This window comes from Vibrio sp. KMM 9700 (assembly GCF_058545285.1).
In genome coordinates this window covers 738,056-756,629 of the sequence record NZ_CM178590.1, presented here as the reverse complement: position 1 = coordinate 756,629, position 18,574 = coordinate 738,056, and the positions used below count along the sequence as shown (strand labels likewise).

15 protein-coding genes are annotated in these 18,574 nt (G+C 42.8%); 5 read left to right on the top strand and 10 right to left on the bottom strand.

The window, feature by feature from the left end; all coding sequences use genetic code 11:
• Positions 1 to 113 precede the first annotated feature (113 nt).
• The 8 genes from lpoB to urtA all read right to left on the bottom strand — a co-directional run bounded on the left by lpoB (position 114) and on the right by urtA (position 9,028).
• Positions 114 to 734 carry a penicillin-binding protein activator LpoB gene (gene lpoB, locus AC2VOY_RS14565; RefSeq protein WP_491833296.1) on the bottom strand — a complete coding sequence of 207 codons (621 nt, stop codon included), beginning with the start codon at positions 732 to 734 and terminating at the stop codon, positions 114 to 116.
• A 106-nt stretch (positions 735 to 840) separates the two neighbouring features.
• The gene (locus AC2VOY_RS14560) at positions 841 to 1,752 is read right to left on the bottom strand and encodes an ROK family protein (protein WP_491833295.1); all 912 of its coding nucleotides are present in this window, start codon (positions 1,750 to 1,752) and stop codon (positions 841 to 843) included.
• Positions 1,753 to 1,862: 110 nt separating this feature from the next.
• A complete protein-coding gene (locus tag AC2VOY_RS14555; RefSeq protein WP_491833294.1) occupies positions 1,863 to 3,275 on the bottom strand; it encodes a glycoside hydrolase family 1 protein in 1,413 nt (470 codons plus the stop codon).
• A 154-nt stretch (positions 3,276 to 3,429) separates the two neighbouring features.
• Positions 3,430 to 4,125, bottom strand: a complete 696-nt coding sequence (urtE, locus tag AC2VOY_RS14550; RefSeq protein ID WP_491833293.1) for an urea ABC transporter ATP-binding subunit UrtE — start codon at positions 4,123 to 4,125, stop codon at positions 3,430 to 3,432.
• Between the two features lie 14 nt (positions 4,126 to 4,139).
• The gene (gene urtD, locus AC2VOY_RS14545) at positions 4,140 to 4,961 is read right to left on the bottom strand and encodes an urea ABC transporter ATP-binding protein UrtD (protein ID WP_491833292.1); all 822 of its coding nucleotides are present in this window, start codon (positions 4,959 to 4,961) and stop codon (positions 4,140 to 4,142) included.
• A 1-nt stretch (position 4,962) separates the two neighbouring features.
• Positions 4,963 to 6,081, bottom strand: coding sequence for an urea ABC transporter permease subunit UrtC (gene urtC / locus AC2VOY_RS14540; protein ID WP_491833291.1), 1,119 nt, complete (start codon positions 6,079 to 6,081; stop codon positions 4,963 to 4,965).
• Between the two features lie 8 nt (positions 6,082 to 6,089).
• Positions 6,090 to 7,757 carry an urea ABC transporter permease subunit UrtB gene (gene urtB, locus AC2VOY_RS14535; protein ID WP_491833290.1) on the bottom strand — a complete coding sequence of 556 codons (1,668 nt, stop codon included), beginning with the start codon at positions 7,755 to 7,757 and terminating at the stop codon, positions 6,090 to 6,092.
• Positions 7,758 to 7,765: 8 nt separating this feature from the next.
• Positions 7,766 to 9,028, bottom strand: a complete 1,263-nt coding sequence (gene urtA / locus AC2VOY_RS14530; RefSeq protein WP_491834149.1) for an urea ABC transporter substrate-binding protein — start codon at positions 9,026 to 9,028, stop codon at positions 7,766 to 7,768.
• Positions 9,029 to 9,430: 402 nt separating this feature from the next.
• Between urtA and AC2VOY_RS14525 the strand changes: the two genes are divergently transcribed.
• From AC2VOY_RS14525 to AC2VOY_RS14510, 4 genes are all read left to right on the top strand, one after another.
• On the top strand, positions 9,431 to 11,488 hold the full coding sequence (locus tag AC2VOY_RS14525) for a PhoX family protein (protein ID WP_491833289.1): 2,058 nt from the start codon (positions 9,431 to 9,433) through the stop codon (positions 11,486 to 11,488).
• Positions 11,489 to 12,053: 565 nt separating this feature from the next.
• On the top strand, positions 12,054 to 12,776 hold the full coding sequence (locus AC2VOY_RS14520) for an oligogalacturonate-specific porin KdgM family protein (RefSeq protein WP_491833288.1): 723 nt from the start codon (positions 12,054 to 12,056) through the stop codon (positions 12,774 to 12,776).
• A 205-nt stretch (positions 12,777 to 12,981) separates the two neighbouring features.
• Complete coding sequence (locus AC2VOY_RS14515) at positions 12,982 to 13,920, top strand: bile acid:sodium symporter family protein (protein ID WP_491833287.1); 939 nt, start codon at positions 12,982 to 12,984, stop codon at positions 13,918 to 13,920.
• Between the two features lie 128 nt (positions 13,921 to 14,048).
• Positions 14,049 to 15,671: a peptide ABC transporter substrate-binding protein gene (locus tag AC2VOY_RS14510; protein WP_491833286.1), complete on the top strand. Its 1,623-nt coding sequence runs from the start codon at positions 14,049 to 14,051 to the stop codon at positions 15,669 to 15,671.
• Between the two features lie 113 nt (positions 15,672 to 15,784).
• Here AC2VOY_RS14510 and AC2VOY_RS14505 read toward each other — a convergent pair whose 3' ends face one another.
• Positions 15,785 to 15,988, bottom strand: a complete 204-nt coding sequence (locus AC2VOY_RS14505) for a hypothetical protein (protein WP_491833285.1) — start codon at positions 15,986 to 15,988, stop codon at positions 15,785 to 15,787.
• Between the two features lie 238 nt (positions 15,989 to 16,226).
• Complete coding sequence (locus tag AC2VOY_RS14500) at positions 16,227 to 17,261, bottom strand: polysaccharide lyase family 7 protein (RefSeq protein WP_491833284.1); 1,035 nt, start codon at positions 17,259 to 17,261, stop codon at positions 16,227 to 16,229.
• Positions 17,262 to 17,596: 335 nt separating this feature from the next.
• On the opposite strand from AC2VOY_RS14500, the gene yddG reads away from it, so the two are divergent.
• A complete protein-coding gene (gene yddG / locus AC2VOY_RS14495) occupies positions 17,597 to 18,517 on the top strand; it encodes an aromatic amino acid DMT transporter YddG (RefSeq protein ID WP_491833283.1) in 921 nt (306 codons plus the stop codon).
• Positions 18,518 to 18,574: the final 57 nt, after the last annotated feature.

Genomic DNA, 18,574 nt, shown 5'->3' with positions numbered 1-18,574 from the left:
CATGCGATAAGCTATCGAATTAACTTTCGCTGAAACAAAAATGCTGCATCGAGAAATTTTCCGATGCAGCATTTTTTATGGCTTAATTTTTTATGTCTAAGGCTCAGAACCGCTTATTGATTGCCCTTCCAGACAATAAGACCTGAATTCAAGTCCATCATACGCATCGCCACTTGATAGGTAGGGCTACCGCCTGAAACTTGGCTAAACAACATATATTGCGCGCCAAGCATCTTGCCATATTGAACCGCGCTATTTAGATCCGGCAACTCTTCATCTGAAGTTAGGCTAAGTTGTGAGCGCACTTCGTCCACTTTCGATTGGCTGATCCCGGCGAATTTGCCCGAAACATAAATTTGATTGGCAATCGCCGTCGTTAAGCTTGTGGTATCAAGGTAGTTTGCTGAGGCATTATTGACTGTGCCAACATAAAGCACTGGCGCACCACTTGCTGCAATTTGAGAAACTTCTGCCGAGCTGAGCATCGTTTCTGTAAGTTGCGAGGCTGCGTTTTGCAGTTGGGCTGTGTCTGCTTTTTGCTCCACCACTTCTTCTTGCGGCGCATAATCTTCATCTTGAGTTTGCTGCTGCGATTCTTCTGGTGTGCTTTGGTTACTTGGCGTTGTAGTTTGTGGCACGCCTGGTTGCGAACCGTAGATTTCATCGTAACTAAGTGACGAACAACCGGTTAAGGCAATAGAAAGCCCAAGCAAGGCAAAAATATTCTTTTTCATAATGATTCCTTTTCCATAGAAAATAGCTATTTATTTCCTATTTTTAGCTCAGATCGACGCAAAATAAAAGCGAATTCTTATACAAGTAACGGATTTACTGGGAAAATCACGCACTCGCCTTGAGAAAATGGTATAAGCTGCCAACCAAGTTCGCATCATTTCCAAGCTGACAACGACTGAGCACAGGACGAATTTGTGCATGTGGCAAGGCTTTCATAATCTTATCAATCTGCTTATCAAGCTCAGTAATTAACTCATCACGCTCACTGATTGCGCCACCTAGAATAATTTTTTCAGGATCAATTGCATATTGGATATTAAAGATCCCTAATGCAAGATGTTGATACCAAGTATCAATCACCTCTTTGAGCGCCTTACGCTCAGGATGGTCTGGGTCTTGCGCGGCTTCAAACACAGTTAAGCCGTTAAGCTCTTTAGGATCTTTTCCAAGCACCTTAGCCGCGGCTTTGATTAATCCTTTGGTTGAGCCTAAATCGCTAAATGTTTTGATCTCGCCATCTTGCATCATTGTCATATAGCCGAACTCACCAGCATGTAAGTGCTTGCCGTGAATAATTTTTCTATCCCGCACCAGTGCGCCGCCAATCCCAGAGCCTATCACCACAGAGCAGCAATCTTGCACCGCTTGCGCCTCACCTTGCCACACTTCAGCTAAAAGCGCGCAACAGGCATCATTTTCAATCTCACATGCAAGGCCATGACGCTCACGCGCCCAAGTTTTAAAGTTCGGGCCATGAATATAATCTATCGCGCTCGCGCCATAAATCACCCCCTCTTGGCAATCAGCAGCGCCACAGGTACTAATTGCAATGCCTGAAAGTTTATATTCATCGGCTACAGAATGAATAAAATCGTCAAATTGTGCGATAAATTCATCGAAATTAGATACATCTGTCGACAATTTATCTCTTTCATAAATATGACTGGTTTCATCCATGACGGCGCATTTCACTGCGCTGCCGCCAATATCAAACACTGCGTAATAAGTCTGCTGCATAAAGGTTTACCTAGATATAAAAATAGATATATTGACTATACTCTTGATCATTGAGCCTGCAACGTCATTTATCATGCAGGCTCAACCCGTTCAATTCACATTATATTAGATTAAACGTCAAAATAACCTTTTTGCGACAAGTCCTTAAACCACTTCAAATGCTGCTTAGGTTCACGTTCACCCGTTTCTAAGTTGTTACGATAAAGTCCATAACGGCGTTTAAATGAGTTGAGCCAAGACCAGTTATCAATAAAGGTCCATTGATGCACGCCAAAGCAATTTGCCCCCTCTTGCATCGCACGGTGCAGTTGAATTAAATGCTCTTCCATTAAGCCAGTGCGAAAACTATCGTCTATGTAGCCATCAGCTTGGACTTGACCTTCAGATTCTAAATCCATCGCAATGCCGATCTCCGCCAAATACCATGGGATATTGCCGTAATTGTCTTGAATATTCTTCGAAATATCATAAATCGCGGTTGGCAGAATTTCGTTATTATCACGATATGGATTAAAGCGCCCGTTTGGATTGATATAGTTTTCAAAATAAATATCTGGGGTGAAGGTATCCAATTCATATGCGCTTTCACGCGCTTTGACCCGACGCGGGACATAATAATTTACCCCAAGGAAATCAATCTTAGCGCTTTTAATCGCGGTCATTTCATCTTGGCTTAAATCTGGCGTGATGCCGTGCTTTTCAAAGACATCACATAATTCTGCGGGGATCTCGTTTTTCACGCAAGGATCTAAAAAGCTGCGGTTAAACAAAAGATCTGCGTAGTAAGCAGCCTCTTTGTCGGCGTCACTGTCATTTCTGGTATAAGATGGAGTAAGGTTTAGCACCACGCCGATTTGACCATCTGGGTGTAATTTACCGCCTTGATTCATTTCTTGATAAGCCAAAACAGCTTTGGCGTGCGCAATTAAAATATTGGTGCCAACTTGCACTGCAAGCTTGCCATCGACTTTATTCGGGTAATGAAAATCATACAGATAGCCCCCTTCGACCGGCACAATGGGTTCGTTGAATGTGATCCAATGTTTGACCTTAGCGCCAAAGTGTTTGAACGCAAGTTGGGCAAATTCAACAAACTTATCGATCACTACTTTGGACTCAAAACCGCCATATTTTTCTTGCAAAATCATCGGCATATCAAAGTGATATAAGTTCATCATGGGCGTAATGCCATTTGCCAGCATTTCATCAATATACTTGTGATAAAACTCAAGTGCGTCCGGGCATACTTCGCCTGTCTCAAAGTCTTTAATTAAGCGGCTCCATTGAATCGAAGTGCGATAAGAGTTCATCCCCGCTGCAAGCATTAATGCAACGTCTTCTTGATAGCGATTATAGGTATCGGTAACAAGATTGGGGCCAATCTCTTTATAGAAACGCTGTGGATCAGCTTGATGCCACGCATCCCAAATCGACAGATTAGCTTTGTTGGTGATGCCTTCGGTTTGCGGCCCAGAGGCAGCTGCGCCCCATAGAAAATCTTGTGGAAACTGATACTTCGCCATAATAAAAAATCCTTTGAATAGCCAATACGAGATCGACTATAACAAAGGATGTTTATCTTTAAAGTAAAACTATATGGTTTTTATTGAATCGATACTAAATATGCGATCTGCGTCGAAAATAATGACCACTTAAAACCAATAAAAAACCAATAGCTTAGACCGTCAAATATTGCGAAATCAGCTTATCATCGAGCGTATCCATTGGACCTGTTGCGACACTTTGACCACGCTCGATAATGCTAAATTCATCGCCAACTTTGCGCGCAAAGGGCAATTTTTGCTCCACCAGCAGCACGCTTAAGTCATGCTCATCAATCAAAAGACGAATGATATTGCCAATGTCTTGCACAATATTAGGCTGAATACCTTCGGTTGGCTCATCTAAAATCAATAATTTAGGATCAAACACCAAGGCGCGACCAATGGCTAATTGTTGCTGCTGACCACCGGATAAATCCCCGCCACGGCGCTGCTTCATTTCAGCTAAGACAGGAAACAAATCATAAATCATATCTGGAATTTTGCGATCGCCACGGGCGCGGTTAATCAGACCAATTTCTAGATTTTCTTCAACCGTTAATTGTGGAAATACCTGACGCCCTTGCGGCACATACCCTATGCCCATTTTTGGACGCGCTTGGGTTTTCTGCGAATGAATCGCTTGACCATCAAAGCTTATCTGCCCATCACGAATAGGCAACAGCCCCATAATGCATTGCAACAAAGTCGTTTTACCTACCCCGTTGCGCCCCATTAAGACATGGCAGGTTTTTGGCTGCATAGCAAAATCAAGATCCCAAAGAATATGGCTATCTGCATAAAATTGATTTAATTTTTCTACTTTTAACATCTTTCTTCCTTGATTTAGTCTTCACTGCCAAGATAGACACGTTTCACTTCACTGTGATTGGCCATCGCATCCATCGAACCTTCTGCCAGCACATGGCCTTGGTGCAGCACTGTTACGGTTTGTGCAATTTGGCGCACAAAACCCATGTCATGTTCGACCACAACAATCGTGTAATCCCCAGCCAGTTGGTTAAGCAGTTGCGCGGTTTTGTCCATCTCTTGGTGCGTCATGCCAGTCACCGGCTCATCAACTAACAAGAGCTGAGGTTTTTGCATTAACAACATACCAATTTCAAGCCATTGTTTTTGACCGTGCGACAAAGCGCCAGCCAATAACCCTTGCTGATTAATAAGCCCAATCACTTCAAGCACATGCTCAATTTCAGCGGCTTCTTTGTGCGCAAGTTTGGCGCGAAATAACGGCCAAGCACGGCGAACACCTGTCATCGCAAGCTCTAAGTTGTGCCAAACTGATAAGCTTTCAAACACAGTTGGTTTTTGAAATTTTCGTCCGATGCCGGCATTAGCGATTTCGGCTTCATTCATTTTCAGTAAGTTGGTCTTACTTCCAAGCCAAACTTCGCCCGAATCTGGGCGTGTTTTGCCGGTAATAATATCCATCATGGTGGTTTTACCTGCGCCATTTGGCCCAATAATGCAGCGCAACTCACCTTTTTTAATATACAGATTTAAGTCATTAATCGCCTGAAAACCATCAAAACTCACATTCACGCCTTCCAGATACAGCATCATATTATGCGTAGTATCAATCATAGGGTGAATATCTGGCTTTAAAAACTCAAAAACTTGGTCGCGGCGGGCTAAACTTTCTAACATATTAGTGCTCCTTCACTGCTGTTGCCGTTTCGCTTTTATCTGCCTGACGACGCTTAAATAAACCGACCACACCTTGTGGCAGATACATAGTTGCGAGCACAAAGATAAGACCTAAGGCGAATAACCAAATATCTGGAAACTCGACACTGAACCAGCTTTTTGCAAAGTTCACCAATAATGCGCCAACAACTGCGCCATAAAGCGTCGCACGTCCGCCAAGGGCAACCCAGACGACCATTTCAATTGAGTTAAGTGGGGTAAATTCACTTGGGTTAATGATCCCAACTTGTGGCACATATAAAGCGCCAGCAACCCCTGCAATCAAGGCTGACAGCACAAACACCCAAAGTTTAATTTGGTCAACATCATAACCGGTAAAACGCGTACGCAGCTCTGCATCACGCACAGCAATTAACACCCGACCTAAACGGCTATTCATTAAGGTGCGGCAAATTAAATAACCAATCACCAAGGCAATACAAGTGGCGACAAATAGCGCAACTTTGGTGCTATCTTCGGCTAAACTTGCACCTAAAATATCTTTAAAGTCGGTTAAACCATTGTTGCCACCAAAGCCAGTTTCATTGCGATAAAAAGCAAGCATAAAGGCAAACGTCAGCGCTTGGGTCATAATCGATAGATATACGCCAGAAACTCTTGATTTAAAAGCAAAGTAACCAAAGACAAAAGCTAAAATACCCGGCGCTACCAAGGCCATTAATGCCGCAAAGCCAAAGTGCTCAAAGCTATTCCAAAACCAAGGCAGACTATCCCAGTTCAGCGCCACCATAAAGTCAGGTAGATCTGGGTTGGCATATACGCCGCGATCGCCAATTGAGCGCATCAAATACATGCCCATGGCATAACCGCCCAAGGCAAAGAACACCCCGTGACCTAGGCTTAGAATACCTAAATATCCCCAGACCAGATCGAGCGCCAGCGCCACTAAGGCATAACATAGATATTTACCAAGCAGTGAAACGGTATAGCTGCTTACGTGTAAAACATTGCCTTCTGGTACCACAAGGTTTAAAACTGGCACCACAATGGCTAACACAATCAAAAGGCTAACGAGGATCTTGCCACCTTGATCGGATTTTAAAATCGAATTAAAAATCATATTTCCTCCTAGGTTGGCATACGGCCTTTTTGTGGGAACAAACCTAATGGGCGTTTTTGAATAAACAAAATGATGAAGGCTAAGATCAAGATCTTCGCAACCACTGCGCCGACCCAAGGTTCCATCACTTTATTTAAAATCCCAAGGCTAAATCCTGCAACCAAGGTGCCCCATAAGTTGCCGACACCACCAAATACAACCACCATAAAGGAGTCAATAATATAATCTTGGCCCATGCTTGGTCCGACATTGGTAAGTTGCGACAAGGCAACCCCTGCAACGCCAGCGATCCCTGCGCCAAGACCAAAGGTCAATGAGTCCACACGCTCTGAATGCACGCCCATTGCACGCGCCATCGCTCGGTTTTGCGACACAGCGCGAACCTGCAAGCCAAGTGGCGTACGTTTTAAAATCATCATTAAGCCAAAGAAAACCACTAAAGCGAACACAATGATATATAAGCGGCTATAAGTAATTGAAAGCATAGAGTTGATTTCAAGTGCGCCACTCATCCATTCTGGCGTCGTCACCGAGCGGTTTAATGGTGAGAAAATTGAGCGAACCCCTTGTTGTAAAATCAGGCTGATCCCGAAAGTTGCAAGCAAGGTTTCAAGTGGTCTGCCATATAAACGGCGGATCACCAAACGTTCGATTAAGATCCCAACTAATGCGGTAATAATAAAGGCTGTTGGAATCGATAAAATCAGCGAAAATGACGAATTTGGCAGCAATTGTTGGACAACATATGTGGTATATGCGCCGATCATGATAAGCTCGCCATGCGCCATATTAATCACGCCCATCACCCCAAAGGTGATCGCAAGGCCGATGCCGGCTAAAACTAAGACGGAGCCAAGGCTTAAACCGAAGAATAGCGTCTCCACCCCTGCCGCAACTTTTTGGCTTTGCTCATAAGAGGTTAAACCTTTTTGCGCCGCTTGATGGACAGCTTTTGTATCCTCGCCAAACTCTTGGTTTAAAATTTGAGTTAAAGTGGAATAAACCAGTGGCGTTTTTGCGCTTGAAAGGGTCTCAATCGCAGCAAGACGTGTATCAAGAGCAATCGCTTTGGTTTGGCTGGCATCATCAACCGCCAATGCAAACTCAATCGCGGTTAGGACGTCAGCATCGCTCTCTTTGGCTTGACGATCCACCAGTGCAGCGCGAGTCGTGTCATCTAAGTTGCCCGTCAGTTCTTGGATTGCATTTAAACGCAATGCGACATCATCTGAGCTTAACTGCATATTCGCGAGCGCCGTTTTCATTTGGCTACGCAATTTATTGGTACTGCGCACCTTCGTAAAGTCACGACGATTTTTAATCTCAAGGGTTTGGCTTGCATCAAATAATTGTGTCGCAGTGGCGCCAGTTTTCATGCTTTCAATCAAATATAATTGCTGTGTTTCTTTTTCTAAATATAAATCCCCAGCTAGCCAAGCATTTAATAACTTGACACTTTCTTCTAAAGAGAGCGTATTTTGCTCATTTGAAGATAAAAATTGAATAGTGTCTTCTTTTACAGAAGATTTCTTACTCATTAGAGCGTGGCTTATCTCTGCCTGAGTTGAAAAACTCGCGCCTGCATTTGCCGCGCTATCATCGGCAAATGCAGGTTTGATGCTTAAACAAAGTAGGCACAGACTCAAGCATATAATATGAAGAGTAGTGTTGCGCATGATGGTCCTTAGTTTAAACAAGCTTTAGTTTTTGTATCATAGTTACTACACTTGATACCTTCACTCCAATCAGCAACTAAATCTTTTGAGCTGTCTAGGTAATCTGACCATGCATCACCTGCTACTTCGCCATCAGTTTCCCAAACCACTTCAAATTGACCGTCATCTTGGATTTCACCAATTAATACTGGTTTTGTGATGTGGTGGTTGTTACCCATAGTCGCAGTGCCGCCCGTTAGGTTTGGCACGCTAAGACCAAGAAGTGCTTGCTGGACTTTTTCGCTATCTGTTGTGCCTGCTTTTTCGACCGCTTTCACCCATAAATTAAAGCCAATATAACTTGCTTCCATTGGGTCATTGGTCACGCGAGAATCAGACTTGATGTACTGCTGCCATTTGCCGATAAACTCGTCATTAGCCTCGGTATCAACGCTCATGAAGTAGTTCCACGCGGCAAGGTGGCCGACAAGGTTGGTTGTATCCATGCCAGAAAGCTCTTGCTCACCGACAGAGAATGCAATCACAGGAATGTCTTCAGCGCTCACGCCTTGCGCAGCTAACTCTTTATAAAATGGAACGTTTGCGTCACCGTTAATGGTTGAAACCACAGCGGTTTTCTTGCCTTCTGAACCAAATTTCTTGATGTTAGAAACAATTGATTGCCAGTCAGAGTGACTAAAAGGAGTGTAGTTAATTAAGATGTCTTCTTTGGCAACGCCTTTTGAAAGCAAGTAAGCTTCAAGGATCTTGTTAGTGGTACGCGGATAAACATAGTCCGTCCCTTCTAGCACAAAACGTTTCACGCCAAGCTCATCAATTAAATAGTCCACAGCAGGGATCGCTTGTTGGTTTGGCGCAGCGCCTGTGTAGAAGATATTTTTCGAAGACTCTTGGCCTTCATACTGCACAGGGTAGAACAAAATAGCGTTATCTTCTTCAAACACAGGGAGCATTGACTTACGCGAAACCGAGGTCCAACCACCAAACGTTACGGCAACTTTGTCTTTTTCAATCAACTCACGTGCTTTTTCCGCATACATTGGCCAGTTTGATGCTGGGTCAACCACAACTGCTTCCAATTGCTTGCCTAATACACCGCCCTTCTTATTTTGCTCATCGACAAGCATCAAGATGGTGTCTTTTAGCGTACTTTCACTGATAGCCATGGTGCCAGAAAGTGAGTGCAAGACGCCGACTTTGATCGTATCTGCTGCCAATGCCTGCATGCTCGACACACCAAGCACGACGCTAAGTAGGCTCATTTTAAGCATTTTAGTGTGACTAGACGCTGATTTAAATTTAGCTAGTTTCATATTCATTCCTTTGTCATTTGAACGGTATATCAAAAATTTCCTTACCTGATTGACAAAGCAAAAGATGTGCCAAGTTGTTAACCACAGTGATAACTTATGGTTAACGAATACTTATGCAAAATCAGTTAAACGCCAGTGCACAAAAATGATGCAATTTCATCGCGAAGGTGCACATTTTTCCCCAAATCAATGCAACTCACTAAAAAGGTTCAATCTAGCTAAACCTATGCAGGATATGACGCGCATATGACCATCACAAAACATGACATAAAAATTACATAACTTGTTAACATTTGTTTAACCTTGAGCCGTTAGATTGCTTTCACGTTGTTCGACTATAATAATGAAAGGAAAGCAAAAATGAGCAAGGAAACCTTTGATCCAACTCGTTACAACCCAAGCAATAATGAAGCCTTTGCGAGCGTCTTAGCGAAGCACTTATCACGTCGCGGCTTCATTAAACGTGGCTCTGGCTTTGCTGCGTTAACCGCTTTTACCAGTTTGGGGATCACCGCATGTGGCAGTGATAGCTCAGACTCATCCACAAGCAGTAATTCGGATCTCACCTCACCAGAGATAGAAACTCCAACAAGCTCTGTGTCACTAGGCTTTGAATCCGTTCCGGGCTCAAAAATCGACGCTGCGGTGATCCCAGAAGGCTATCGCGCGCAAGTCTTGGCGCCATGGGGAACCCCGCTCAATACCCAAGCTGCGCCTTGGAAAGATGATGGCACCAATACGGCCACCGATCAGCTCAACAGCGTCGGTCAGCACCATGATGGGATGCACTTCTTCCCATTGGGCGATGCGACAGATGATGGGCTTTTATGTATTAACCATGAATATTTAGACACTGATGCCCTGCATCCTGAAACGGGTCGACAAAGTCTGGATGATGTACGTAAAGAAGTCTATGCCCATGGCGTCACCGTCGTGCGAATCAAAAAAGACAGCCAAGGCGTTTGGTCTGTTGTTGAAGATGATGTGCACAACCGCCGCATTACAGCAGATAGCCTGCACACCATGGCAGGTCCACTTTCTGGCAGCGACTTACTGGTGACAAAATTTACCCCAGATGGCACCAAAGCGCGCGGCACCATTAACAACTGCGGCAATGGTTATACCCCTTGGGGCACTTATATCACTTGTGAAGAAAACTGGCCGGGCTATTTTGTCGACACCGGCAGCATGAGTGAAGCGAATACACGTCTTGGGATCTCAACGAGTGGCACCCGTTATGGCTGGGAAGAATTTGCAGGCATGGATGGTGAGCTTGAAGATGAATTTGCGCGCTTTGATATTACTGCTAGTGGCGCAACCGCTGCGCAAGATTATCGCAATGAAGCCAATGCCTTTGGTTATCTAGTTGAAATTGACCCTTATTCTGCGCAAAGCCTGCCAGTTAAACGTACGGCAATGGGACGTATTCGTCACGAAAACTGCACCTTTGGTAAGCTTGAAGCAGGCAAGCCATTAACCTTTTATACAGGGCATGATTCTCGCTTTGAGTACCTATATAAATATGTTTCAGATACCAATTGGGATGAAGCAGATGCACTGGATGCCAGCAGCACAGCGGATCGCTTAGCTATCGGGAGTAAATATTTAGACCAAGGCACCTTATATGTGGCGAAATTTAGTGAAGATGGTGTTGGCACTTGGTTGCCACTCACACTTGATGCAACCACCGCAGATGGCGGCACTTTGGCCGATCACTTTGCAAACCTTGAAGCGATTATTCTCAATACTCCTGGGGCGGCAGATCTTGTCGGCGCAACGCCAATGGATCGCCCAGAATGGTGTACGGTTGACCCGATCACAGGCACTGTGTATTTGACCTTAACCAATAACACAAATCGCACCGAACCCAACCCTGCGAACCCGCGTTTGGATAATGCATTTGGACATATTATCCGTTGGGACGAAGGTGACAGCGTCACTGATTTTACATGGGATATCTTCTTATTTGGCGCGCCAGATGATGGAAACGCCGACACCAACCGCTCCGGCTTAACCGATTTAAACCAGTTTGCCAGCCCTGATGGCTTAGCTTTTGATGGCCGCGGCATTTTGTGGGTGCAAACCGATAATGGTGCCAGCGAAGTCACAGAAGATACTAATGATCAAATGTTGGCAATTGTTCCATCCAAATTGGTAGATGAGAATAATAATCCGCAAGTGGTGGATGCAAGTAATCAAGCAGAACTAAAACGCTTCTTTGTCGGGCCAAATGGCTGTGAAGTCACAGGTGTTGCACTCTCGCCTGATTATAAAGCGATTTTTGCCAACATTCAGCATCCAGACAACTGGCCTTACTCTGATGACGCCGCCGAACAAACGCCAGCAGGCATGCAAATCAGGCCACGTGCGGCAACCATCGTCTTTAGTAAAATTGATGGTGGTGAAGTGGGCGTTTAACCCCTCTTCGGCGCTGCCCTCAACTTAAATAATATATAAACTTAAAGCAGCTGTGCCTAGGCCAAAGACAGGATTTTTGGCAGGTAGGCTGCTTTTTTATTATTTTGAGCTAATAAAACTATATTAAATACATATCAAAGCACCTCATACAGCATTCCTCATCCTGCATCATCCTACTCTTATATTTAATATTATTTCCATAGCACTATCACTCTAAACTTTTGAATCATAAACTTATATAACCTTATTATAAGTGAGATTAATTTATCAACCCTTAAGTATTAAATATAAGAAATCATTTACCATTGAATCTCATTCGATTATAAGTTATTGATATTAATTATCTTAAATAGTAAGAGACTATTATCAAAAAGTCCCTGACTTATTCAAAATAAAATGAATCATGTCATACAAATACACTTAAGAAAAACAAGATACAGATCGAAAAACTTTATCTAATTTTTTAAAACAATATTTCATATATAGATCTAATTTAATTAACCTTCTATCTTTATCTCGAAGTTAGTTTATCCCTACAGATAAATACAAAATAAAAGGAATATATATGAAAAAGGTCTTTACACTCTCATTAGTAAGCGCTGCGCTTTTTTCTACAACAGCTCTGGCAACGACGGTGAATCTACGTCACGAATGGAAGCCAGAATGGGGCAAGCATGACAATGCGCATGCTGATCGTATTGCAGTCAGTCATAGATTTAAAAATGGGATCGGTTTTGAAGTCGAAACCAAGTATAAAAGTAATAATGAAGATGCCTGGGGAGATATCTCAGGCAATGGTAGCCAAGCAAATATAAGTTATCGTTGGAACCTCAATGAAACGTTTAACTTAACACCACAATTTAAAGTTGAAGTGAACGATGACAAAATTGGTTATCAAGGAAACTTAACTTTAGGTTATAAGGTCACGAGTGACTTCTCAACCTCTGCGCGCTACCGTTATCACTATGAAAATTATAAAAGTTCTATAGATAAGGCAAACTCACACTATAACCGTATTACTTTAGCAGCCAATTATAACGGGATTGAAGACTGGGGTTTAGGCCTAAGTACAGATTACACTTTCAAACAAGAAGGCCAAGAAGTGCGTGATGGAGATGATCATGGAATTTCTGAAATTAATGCCAAAGTTGCCTATAAAGGCTTCGAGAGCGCTTGGTCTCCATTCATGGAGTTTGGCGTAACCCCTGAAGATAAAACCGCTGCGGGTAACAATGATAAAGATGATTGGCGCCCACGTATCCGTATTGGCGTGACTTATACCTATTAATCCAAACTAGAAAATTTTGTAGCCCTACCCTTTTGCTACAAACTCCTCCTGCTTCCCCTGTCTTGCAGGGGGAGTTTTGATTTAAAATCCGATTCACCCTTTCTAGCCATTGCGACTTAAGTTAAACAATGTTATTTATTATATCCTCATATGTAACCAAATTTTAACACAGATAAACCTTCTACTTTTAATGGATAATTAACTTATGATCAGGATGATTACTAACTTATTCCCACTTTGGGCAATCATATTTGCTGCGCTCGCATTTTTTCAGCCCACACTCTTTGTTGATCTAAAATCATCAATTGTGCCGCTTTTAACCATCATTATGCTAGCCATGGGGCTCACACTAAAACCTTCGGATTTTTTGAATCTAGGTAAAAATAGCAAAGCAGTATTCCTTGGGATCATATTGCAATTTTCTGTCATGCCTATTGTCGCCTTAGTGATTGCAACCCTTTTAAATTTTGATACAGACCTAACCGTTGGCTTGATTTTAGTGGGCTGCGTTGCAGGCGGCACCAGCAGCAATGTCATGTGCTTTCTTGCTAAAGGTGATGTGGCGCTATCAATAACCATGACAGCTATCAGCACCCTGCTTGGCGTATTGTTGACGCCACTTTTAGTCGAAGCGCTAGCAGGCAAAGCGATCGATATCCCAGTTGCAGGGATGATCGTCAGCCTAGTCAAAGTTGTGCTTGTTCCTGTATTTATTGGCGCTTGTTTAAACGCCGTATTCTCTCGCTATATTGCAAAAGTTGAACCTGTTTTGCCACTCGTATCGATGGCAGCAATCGTATTGATTATTGCCATTGTTGTGGCATTGAATGCCGGTAAATTAGTTGAAGTCGGGCCTATGGTCGCCTTGGCGGTTGTCTTACATAATTCCATTGGTTTAACTGCTGGTTATTGGATCCCCAAAAAGCTTGGCTTTGAAGAAAGAGTCTGCCGCACCATTGCCTTTGAAGTCGGCCTGCAAAACTCAGGCTTAGCCACTGCGTTAGCTATGAAATTCTTTGCTCCAACCGCTGCCATTGCCGGCACCATTTTCTCGGTTTGGCATAATATTAGCGGCTCCATCCTCGCAGGTTTCTGGTCGAAATCTAGTGAGCCGTCTAAGTTGGCTTCAAACACAAGTCTTTAAACCTCAAAGACCACTGCATGATTATTTTGATGCAGTGGTCTTTTTTTCCTTCAAGTGGCATAAAAATGCTACATTAATGTCCTAATCGATTGATTTTTAAATACGGATATCTTTTATAGGACATAAAAATGAAAAACCTTTCAATCACCCCTCTTATCGCACTTATTGCCGCTGGACTCTCGCCTGCCTTTGCCGCGCAAGTGCCAACAGGAACGCAATTAGCTGAAGATCAAAGCTTTGTACGCGGTAATGGCGCTGAACCAAGCACCCTTGACCCAAACTTCGTCAACTCAGGTATGCCCGGCGACATTATAGTCAACGACATGTTTGAAGGCTTAGTTATCGAAAATGTGCAGGGTGAAATCATTCCAGGGCAAGCCCAATCTTGGCAAGTCTCAGCCGATGGCCTGACATATACCTTTGAATTAAAACCTAATTTAAAATGGTCTGATGGCTCGCAAGTGCTTGCTAGTGATTTTGTCTTTGCATGGCAGCGCGCGATTAATCCCAATACTGGCAACAATACTAGCCACTACTTTCAAACCGCAAACATTGCAAATGCCGATGCCATCATTGAAGGCGCACAAGCTCCATCGAATTTAGGTATCAAGGCAACCAGTGACACAAAACTTGAAATTACGCTAAGCAAACCCACGCCGTATTTCTTAAGCCTTTTAAGCGTAAAAACTTTTTTCCCTATCCCGCAGGCCGTTGTGAGCAAATATGGCGAAAAATGGACGCGCCCTGAGCATATCGTCAGCAATGGCGCTTACACCCTCGTAGAATGGGTGCCAAATGAATATGTAGAGGTAAAGCGAAACCCGCATTACTGGGATAATCAACACACTGTGATTGAAAAAGTGACCTACTTGGGTCTCGCATCGCAAAGCGCAGAACTGGCGCGTTATCAAGCCGGTGAAATTGATATGACCAACCGTATTCAATTAGAGCAATATCAAAGCTTGATGCAAAAAGATCCTTCTCAGATCAAGGGACTGCCTTTACTTGGCACCTATTTATATTCATTTAATCTGAAAAAGCCGCCATTTGATAATCAAAGTGTCCGTCAAGCGCTGACAATGGCTGTCGATCGCGATATTTTGGTAGAAAAAGTAACTGGACAAGGTGAAATTGCAGCCTACTCCCCTGTGCCTGGGATCATTGCAGATTACACAATGGCGCAGCCAGATTATGCCAAGCAGGACATCAAAGCATGCCAACAAACAGCCAAAGCTTTACTTGAAAAAGCCGGCTTTAGCGAGCAAAACCCACTTGAGTTTACCTTAACTTATAACACCAGCGAAAATCATAAGAAAATTGCCCTCGCGCTGGCATCGATGTGGAAAAGTCTAGGTGTAAAAGTACATCTGCAAAATATGGAATGGCAAGTCTATGTGTCAGCGAAGTCATTAGGGGATTTTGAAGTCGCACGTTCTTGGCGTTTTGGCGATTACCCAGAGCCATCATCCATTTTACAAGGGTTTAACTGTAACCATGTAGAAAATGAAAGTGGGTATTGCGATCCTAAGTTTGACAAACTACTTCAAGAAGCGAGCCTTACTTCTGACAAAACCAAACGTTATCAGTTATTTAACCAAGCAGAGAAGCGATTAGTCGACGCTGCGCCTGTGATCCCTTTATATTATTACAAACACACTCGCTTGGTACGCCCAACATTAAAGGGTTTTCCTCAAAACAACCCGAAAGGCAATATATACGCCAAAGATCTGTATTTTATCAAAGCCAACTAAACTACTTTGCAAAAAGTTTTGTTTATTTATTCGCACTTTTATAGCCATAAACAAAAACTGCACCCAAATTGAGGTGCAGTTTTTTAATTCTTTCGCTTATCAACTTAAGGCCATTATTCGAGGCGTTTGCCTTCTTTTACCACATACTCGTGGAAATCTTCACCTTTAAGTACGCGCTTTTCTGTCTTGGCTTTTAGCTCTTTACCCATCTCGCACAAGATTGCACGGTTTTCCTTGGTTTCACGCTTTCCGCACTTTTTCAATACATAGTTAAGCTCATGATCTTCTGAGAAGTTTACGTAATCACTATCTTTCATTGTCCAGTCCTTTTGTTCACTAAATGACATTTATATTTGTAAGCTATTTCAGCATAATTTACCAGTCTTTTTTACATGGGTAACATAAAAATAACATTGTAAAGCAAAGACGTGGGCTTGAAACTTGCATACCTAAGCTAGTATAGCGGGGATAAAAACAAAAAGGGGTCTGCTTTGACACAGACCCAAGTCCACTCTACTTTCTAGGAATTTAGTGAATTAACTAGGAGGTTAATAATTATTGATCAAGCGTTAGTTTATAGAAACTTGCTTGTGCGTAATCACCTTTTTCTAAGCCGTCATTCGAACAGCCAGATGAGCCAGTGTTACATTGGTTATATAGACCCGCTTTGAAATACATCCAATCTTGCGCATAGCTTTGATCTTTTGCTTCGTTTGGATATGGCTTGCTTAGGTCCAAATCGTAAGTCTTAGTGACTTCATCCGCTTGGCCTAGGTTTTTCTTAAAGGTGAGGTGCATCACATTGCCATCAACATTGATGTCATAAGAGAAAACTTCACCTAAACGGATCCCATCTTTTGGATCAGCGTCACTGCTGCGTAATTTGTTCTTTCCAAAGATGTCATGTTTGATATCTTTACGATCCGCTTTTTCAGCAGGATTCGTTTCATAGTTCCAAGACAATGAACCGAACTCATGGTTTGGCAGTTTGCGATAAACAATTTTCAATGGCTCGTTGTTTGAGCCGTGGATTTGACCAACAATCACAGCATATGCGCCAGATTTAGAATCATTACCACTTGTGCTCACCCAATCAACAGAAAGCGTTGCACTTAAGCGACCGCCGACTGCGCCATATTCACTTGCCTTTTCATTGGCAGCAATGGCAAAGTTGTTTGCTGGATCTTCGTAGTCATCGCCAAGCATAGCGCGCAGCTCTGAACGTGTATTTTTACTATTTGGCGTCGTCACCGCATCATTTGGCGAGCGGAAAACCATTGCGCCAGTTTGTGGGTTGGTAAAGAACCAAAGTGGATGTGAGAACGCAGGTTTTTGATTAAGCTGCTCTTTTGAAAGCTCCATCGTTTTGCCCTTGCGCTCAGGCTTGTCATCTGGATAAGGTAAGTTGATTTTCCATTTAGTTAAATCAAAATTCTCAGATGGTGCCTTGTTGGCATCAAGTGCTTTTGAAAGTGACTGGATCACTGGCGTCATGGTTACATTTGGATCAGTGGCTGGGTTGACTGGGTTAGCCAATGCAGCGCTTGATAAAGTTAACGCAACAATTGCGCCAAGATAAGCAGGTTTCATTTTATAAGTCTCCGTTCTTATTCATCGTCAATTAAGTTATCATAATATTGTATGAAGAATTAAAACTGCTTTTCATTTTGCGATAGAGGTAGAATTTCTACTATTTTTTCCCGTATTTTTTTGTGCTTTTACGCAATTTTCACCTTTTTAATCTCACTTTTTCTCCACTTTGGAAAAACTTTATTTGCAATATAATGGCTTAGCTATTTATTTAACTTATTAAAATTATTATATTTTTTTAAATATTGTAAACTTTTTTTGAATATACAAATTGTGTATCGCAGTTTGAACTGATAGCTTTAAGTTTTCATTCACGGATTGATGCATAAAAGAATATGAAAAACTGGCAAACGCACAAATATACGCTTTTTGGAATTATCGCGATTTTACTTTGGAGTAGCGTGGTCGCGCTGATTCGAGACATTGCCGAGCGCTTTAGTCCGATTGGCGGCGCAGCCATGATGTATAGTATTAGCGCAATATTTTTGCTCCTTGTGATGGGAGTGCCAAGACTCAAAACCTTCCCTGTGCGCTATCTCATCATTGGCACTCTTTTGTTTGTTAGCTATGAAGTTTGCCTTGCGCTTTCGCTTGGGATGGCAAGCAACAGGCAGCAAACCATGGAAATGGCTGTGATCAACTATCTCTGGCCTGCGCTGACTATCTTACTGAGTGCATTATTTGGCCAACGTAAAATTAGCCCTTTGGTTTACCCGTGCGTGCTTGTGACCTTTATTGGCGTGGCCTGGTGCATCTCAGGCGATCGCGGCATTTCAATCCCTGTCCTTGTTGAAAACATGACCCAAAATCCGCTGAGCTATGCGCTCGCCTTCTCTGCTGCTTTCTTATGGGCGATTTATTGCTTTTTGACCCAATCACTAAGCCAAGGAAAAAATGCCATCACGCTGTTTTTTGCCGCAACCGCCCTCTCTTTATGGGTAAAATATTTTATAAGTGATGAGCCGAGTTTAAGCTTTAGCCTAAGCTCTGTGAATGTCCTACTCATTGCAGGGGTAGTGATGGGGACTGGTTATGCTTTATGGAATCAAGCCATTATTGGCGGCAATCTGATGCTATTGGGTACTCTTTCTTATTTTACACCTGTATTTTCAACTATCTTTTCATCTATTTATTTAACTGTCGCCCTCACGCCAAGCTTTTGGCAAGGGGTTTGTTTAGTGACTTTCGGCTCCCTTGCTTGTTACCTTGTCACAAAAGAAAAACCACACAATAAAAAGGTCAATATACAAGGATAAGCACTTAATTTTATTGGTATTCATGCAATTTATAGGTTAGGCATAATTATCACTTGC

Excerpts from the sequence above, each read along its gene's own strand:
- lpoB (WP_491833296.1), bottom strand. The coding sequence starts at position 734 with ATGAAAAAGAATATTTTTGCCTTGCTTGGGCTTTCTATTGCCTTAACC.
- AC2VOY_RS14560 (WP_491833295.1), bottom strand. The coding sequence starts at position 1,752 with ATGCAGCAGACTTATTACGCAGTGTTTGATATTGGCGGCAGCGCAGTG.
- AC2VOY_RS14555 (WP_491833294.1), bottom strand. The coding sequence starts at position 3,275 with ATGGCGAAGTATCAGTTTCCACAAGATTTTCTATGGGGCGCAGCTGCC.
- urtE (WP_491833293.1), bottom strand. The coding sequence starts at position 4,125 with ATGTTAAAAGTAGAAAAATTAAATCAATTTTATGCAGATAGCCATATT.
- urtD (WP_491833292.1), bottom strand. The coding sequence starts at position 4,961 with ATGTTAGAAAGTTTAGCCCGCCGCGACCAAGTTTTTGAGTTTTTAAAG.
- urtC (WP_491833291.1), bottom strand. The coding sequence starts at position 6,081 with ATGATTTTTAATTCGATTTTAAAATCCGATCAAGGTGGCAAGATCCTC.
- urtB (WP_491833290.1), bottom strand. The coding sequence starts at position 7,757 with ATGCGCAACACTACTCTTCATATTATATGCTTGAGTCTGTGCCTACTT.
- urtA (WP_491834149.1), bottom strand. The coding sequence starts at position 9,028 with ATGCTTAAAATGAGCCTACTTAGCGTCGTGCTTGGTGTGTCGAGCATG.
- AC2VOY_RS14525 (WP_491833289.1), top strand. The coding sequence starts at position 9,431 with ATGAGCAAGGAAACCTTTGATCCAACTCGTTACAACCCAAGCAATAAT.
- AC2VOY_RS14520 (WP_491833288.1), top strand. The coding sequence starts at position 12,054 with ATGAAAAAGGTCTTTACACTCTCATTAGTAAGCGCTGCGCTTTTTTCT.
- AC2VOY_RS14515 (WP_491833287.1), top strand. The coding sequence starts at position 12,982 with ATGATCAGGATGATTACTAACTTATTCCCACTTTGGGCAATCATATTT.
- AC2VOY_RS14510 (WP_491833286.1), top strand. The coding sequence starts at position 14,049 with ATGAAAAACCTTTCAATCACCCCTCTTATCGCACTTATTGCCGCTGGA.
- AC2VOY_RS14505 (WP_491833285.1), bottom strand. The coding sequence starts at position 15,988 with ATGAAAGATAGTGATTACGTAAACTTCTCAGAAGATCATGAGCTTAAC.
- AC2VOY_RS14500 (WP_491833284.1), bottom strand. The coding sequence starts at position 17,261 with ATGAAACCTGCTTATCTTGGCGCAATTGTTGCGTTAACTTTATCAAGC.
- yddG (WP_491833283.1), top strand. The coding sequence starts at position 17,597 with ATGAAAAACTGGCAAACGCACAAATATACGCTTTTTGGAATTATCGCG.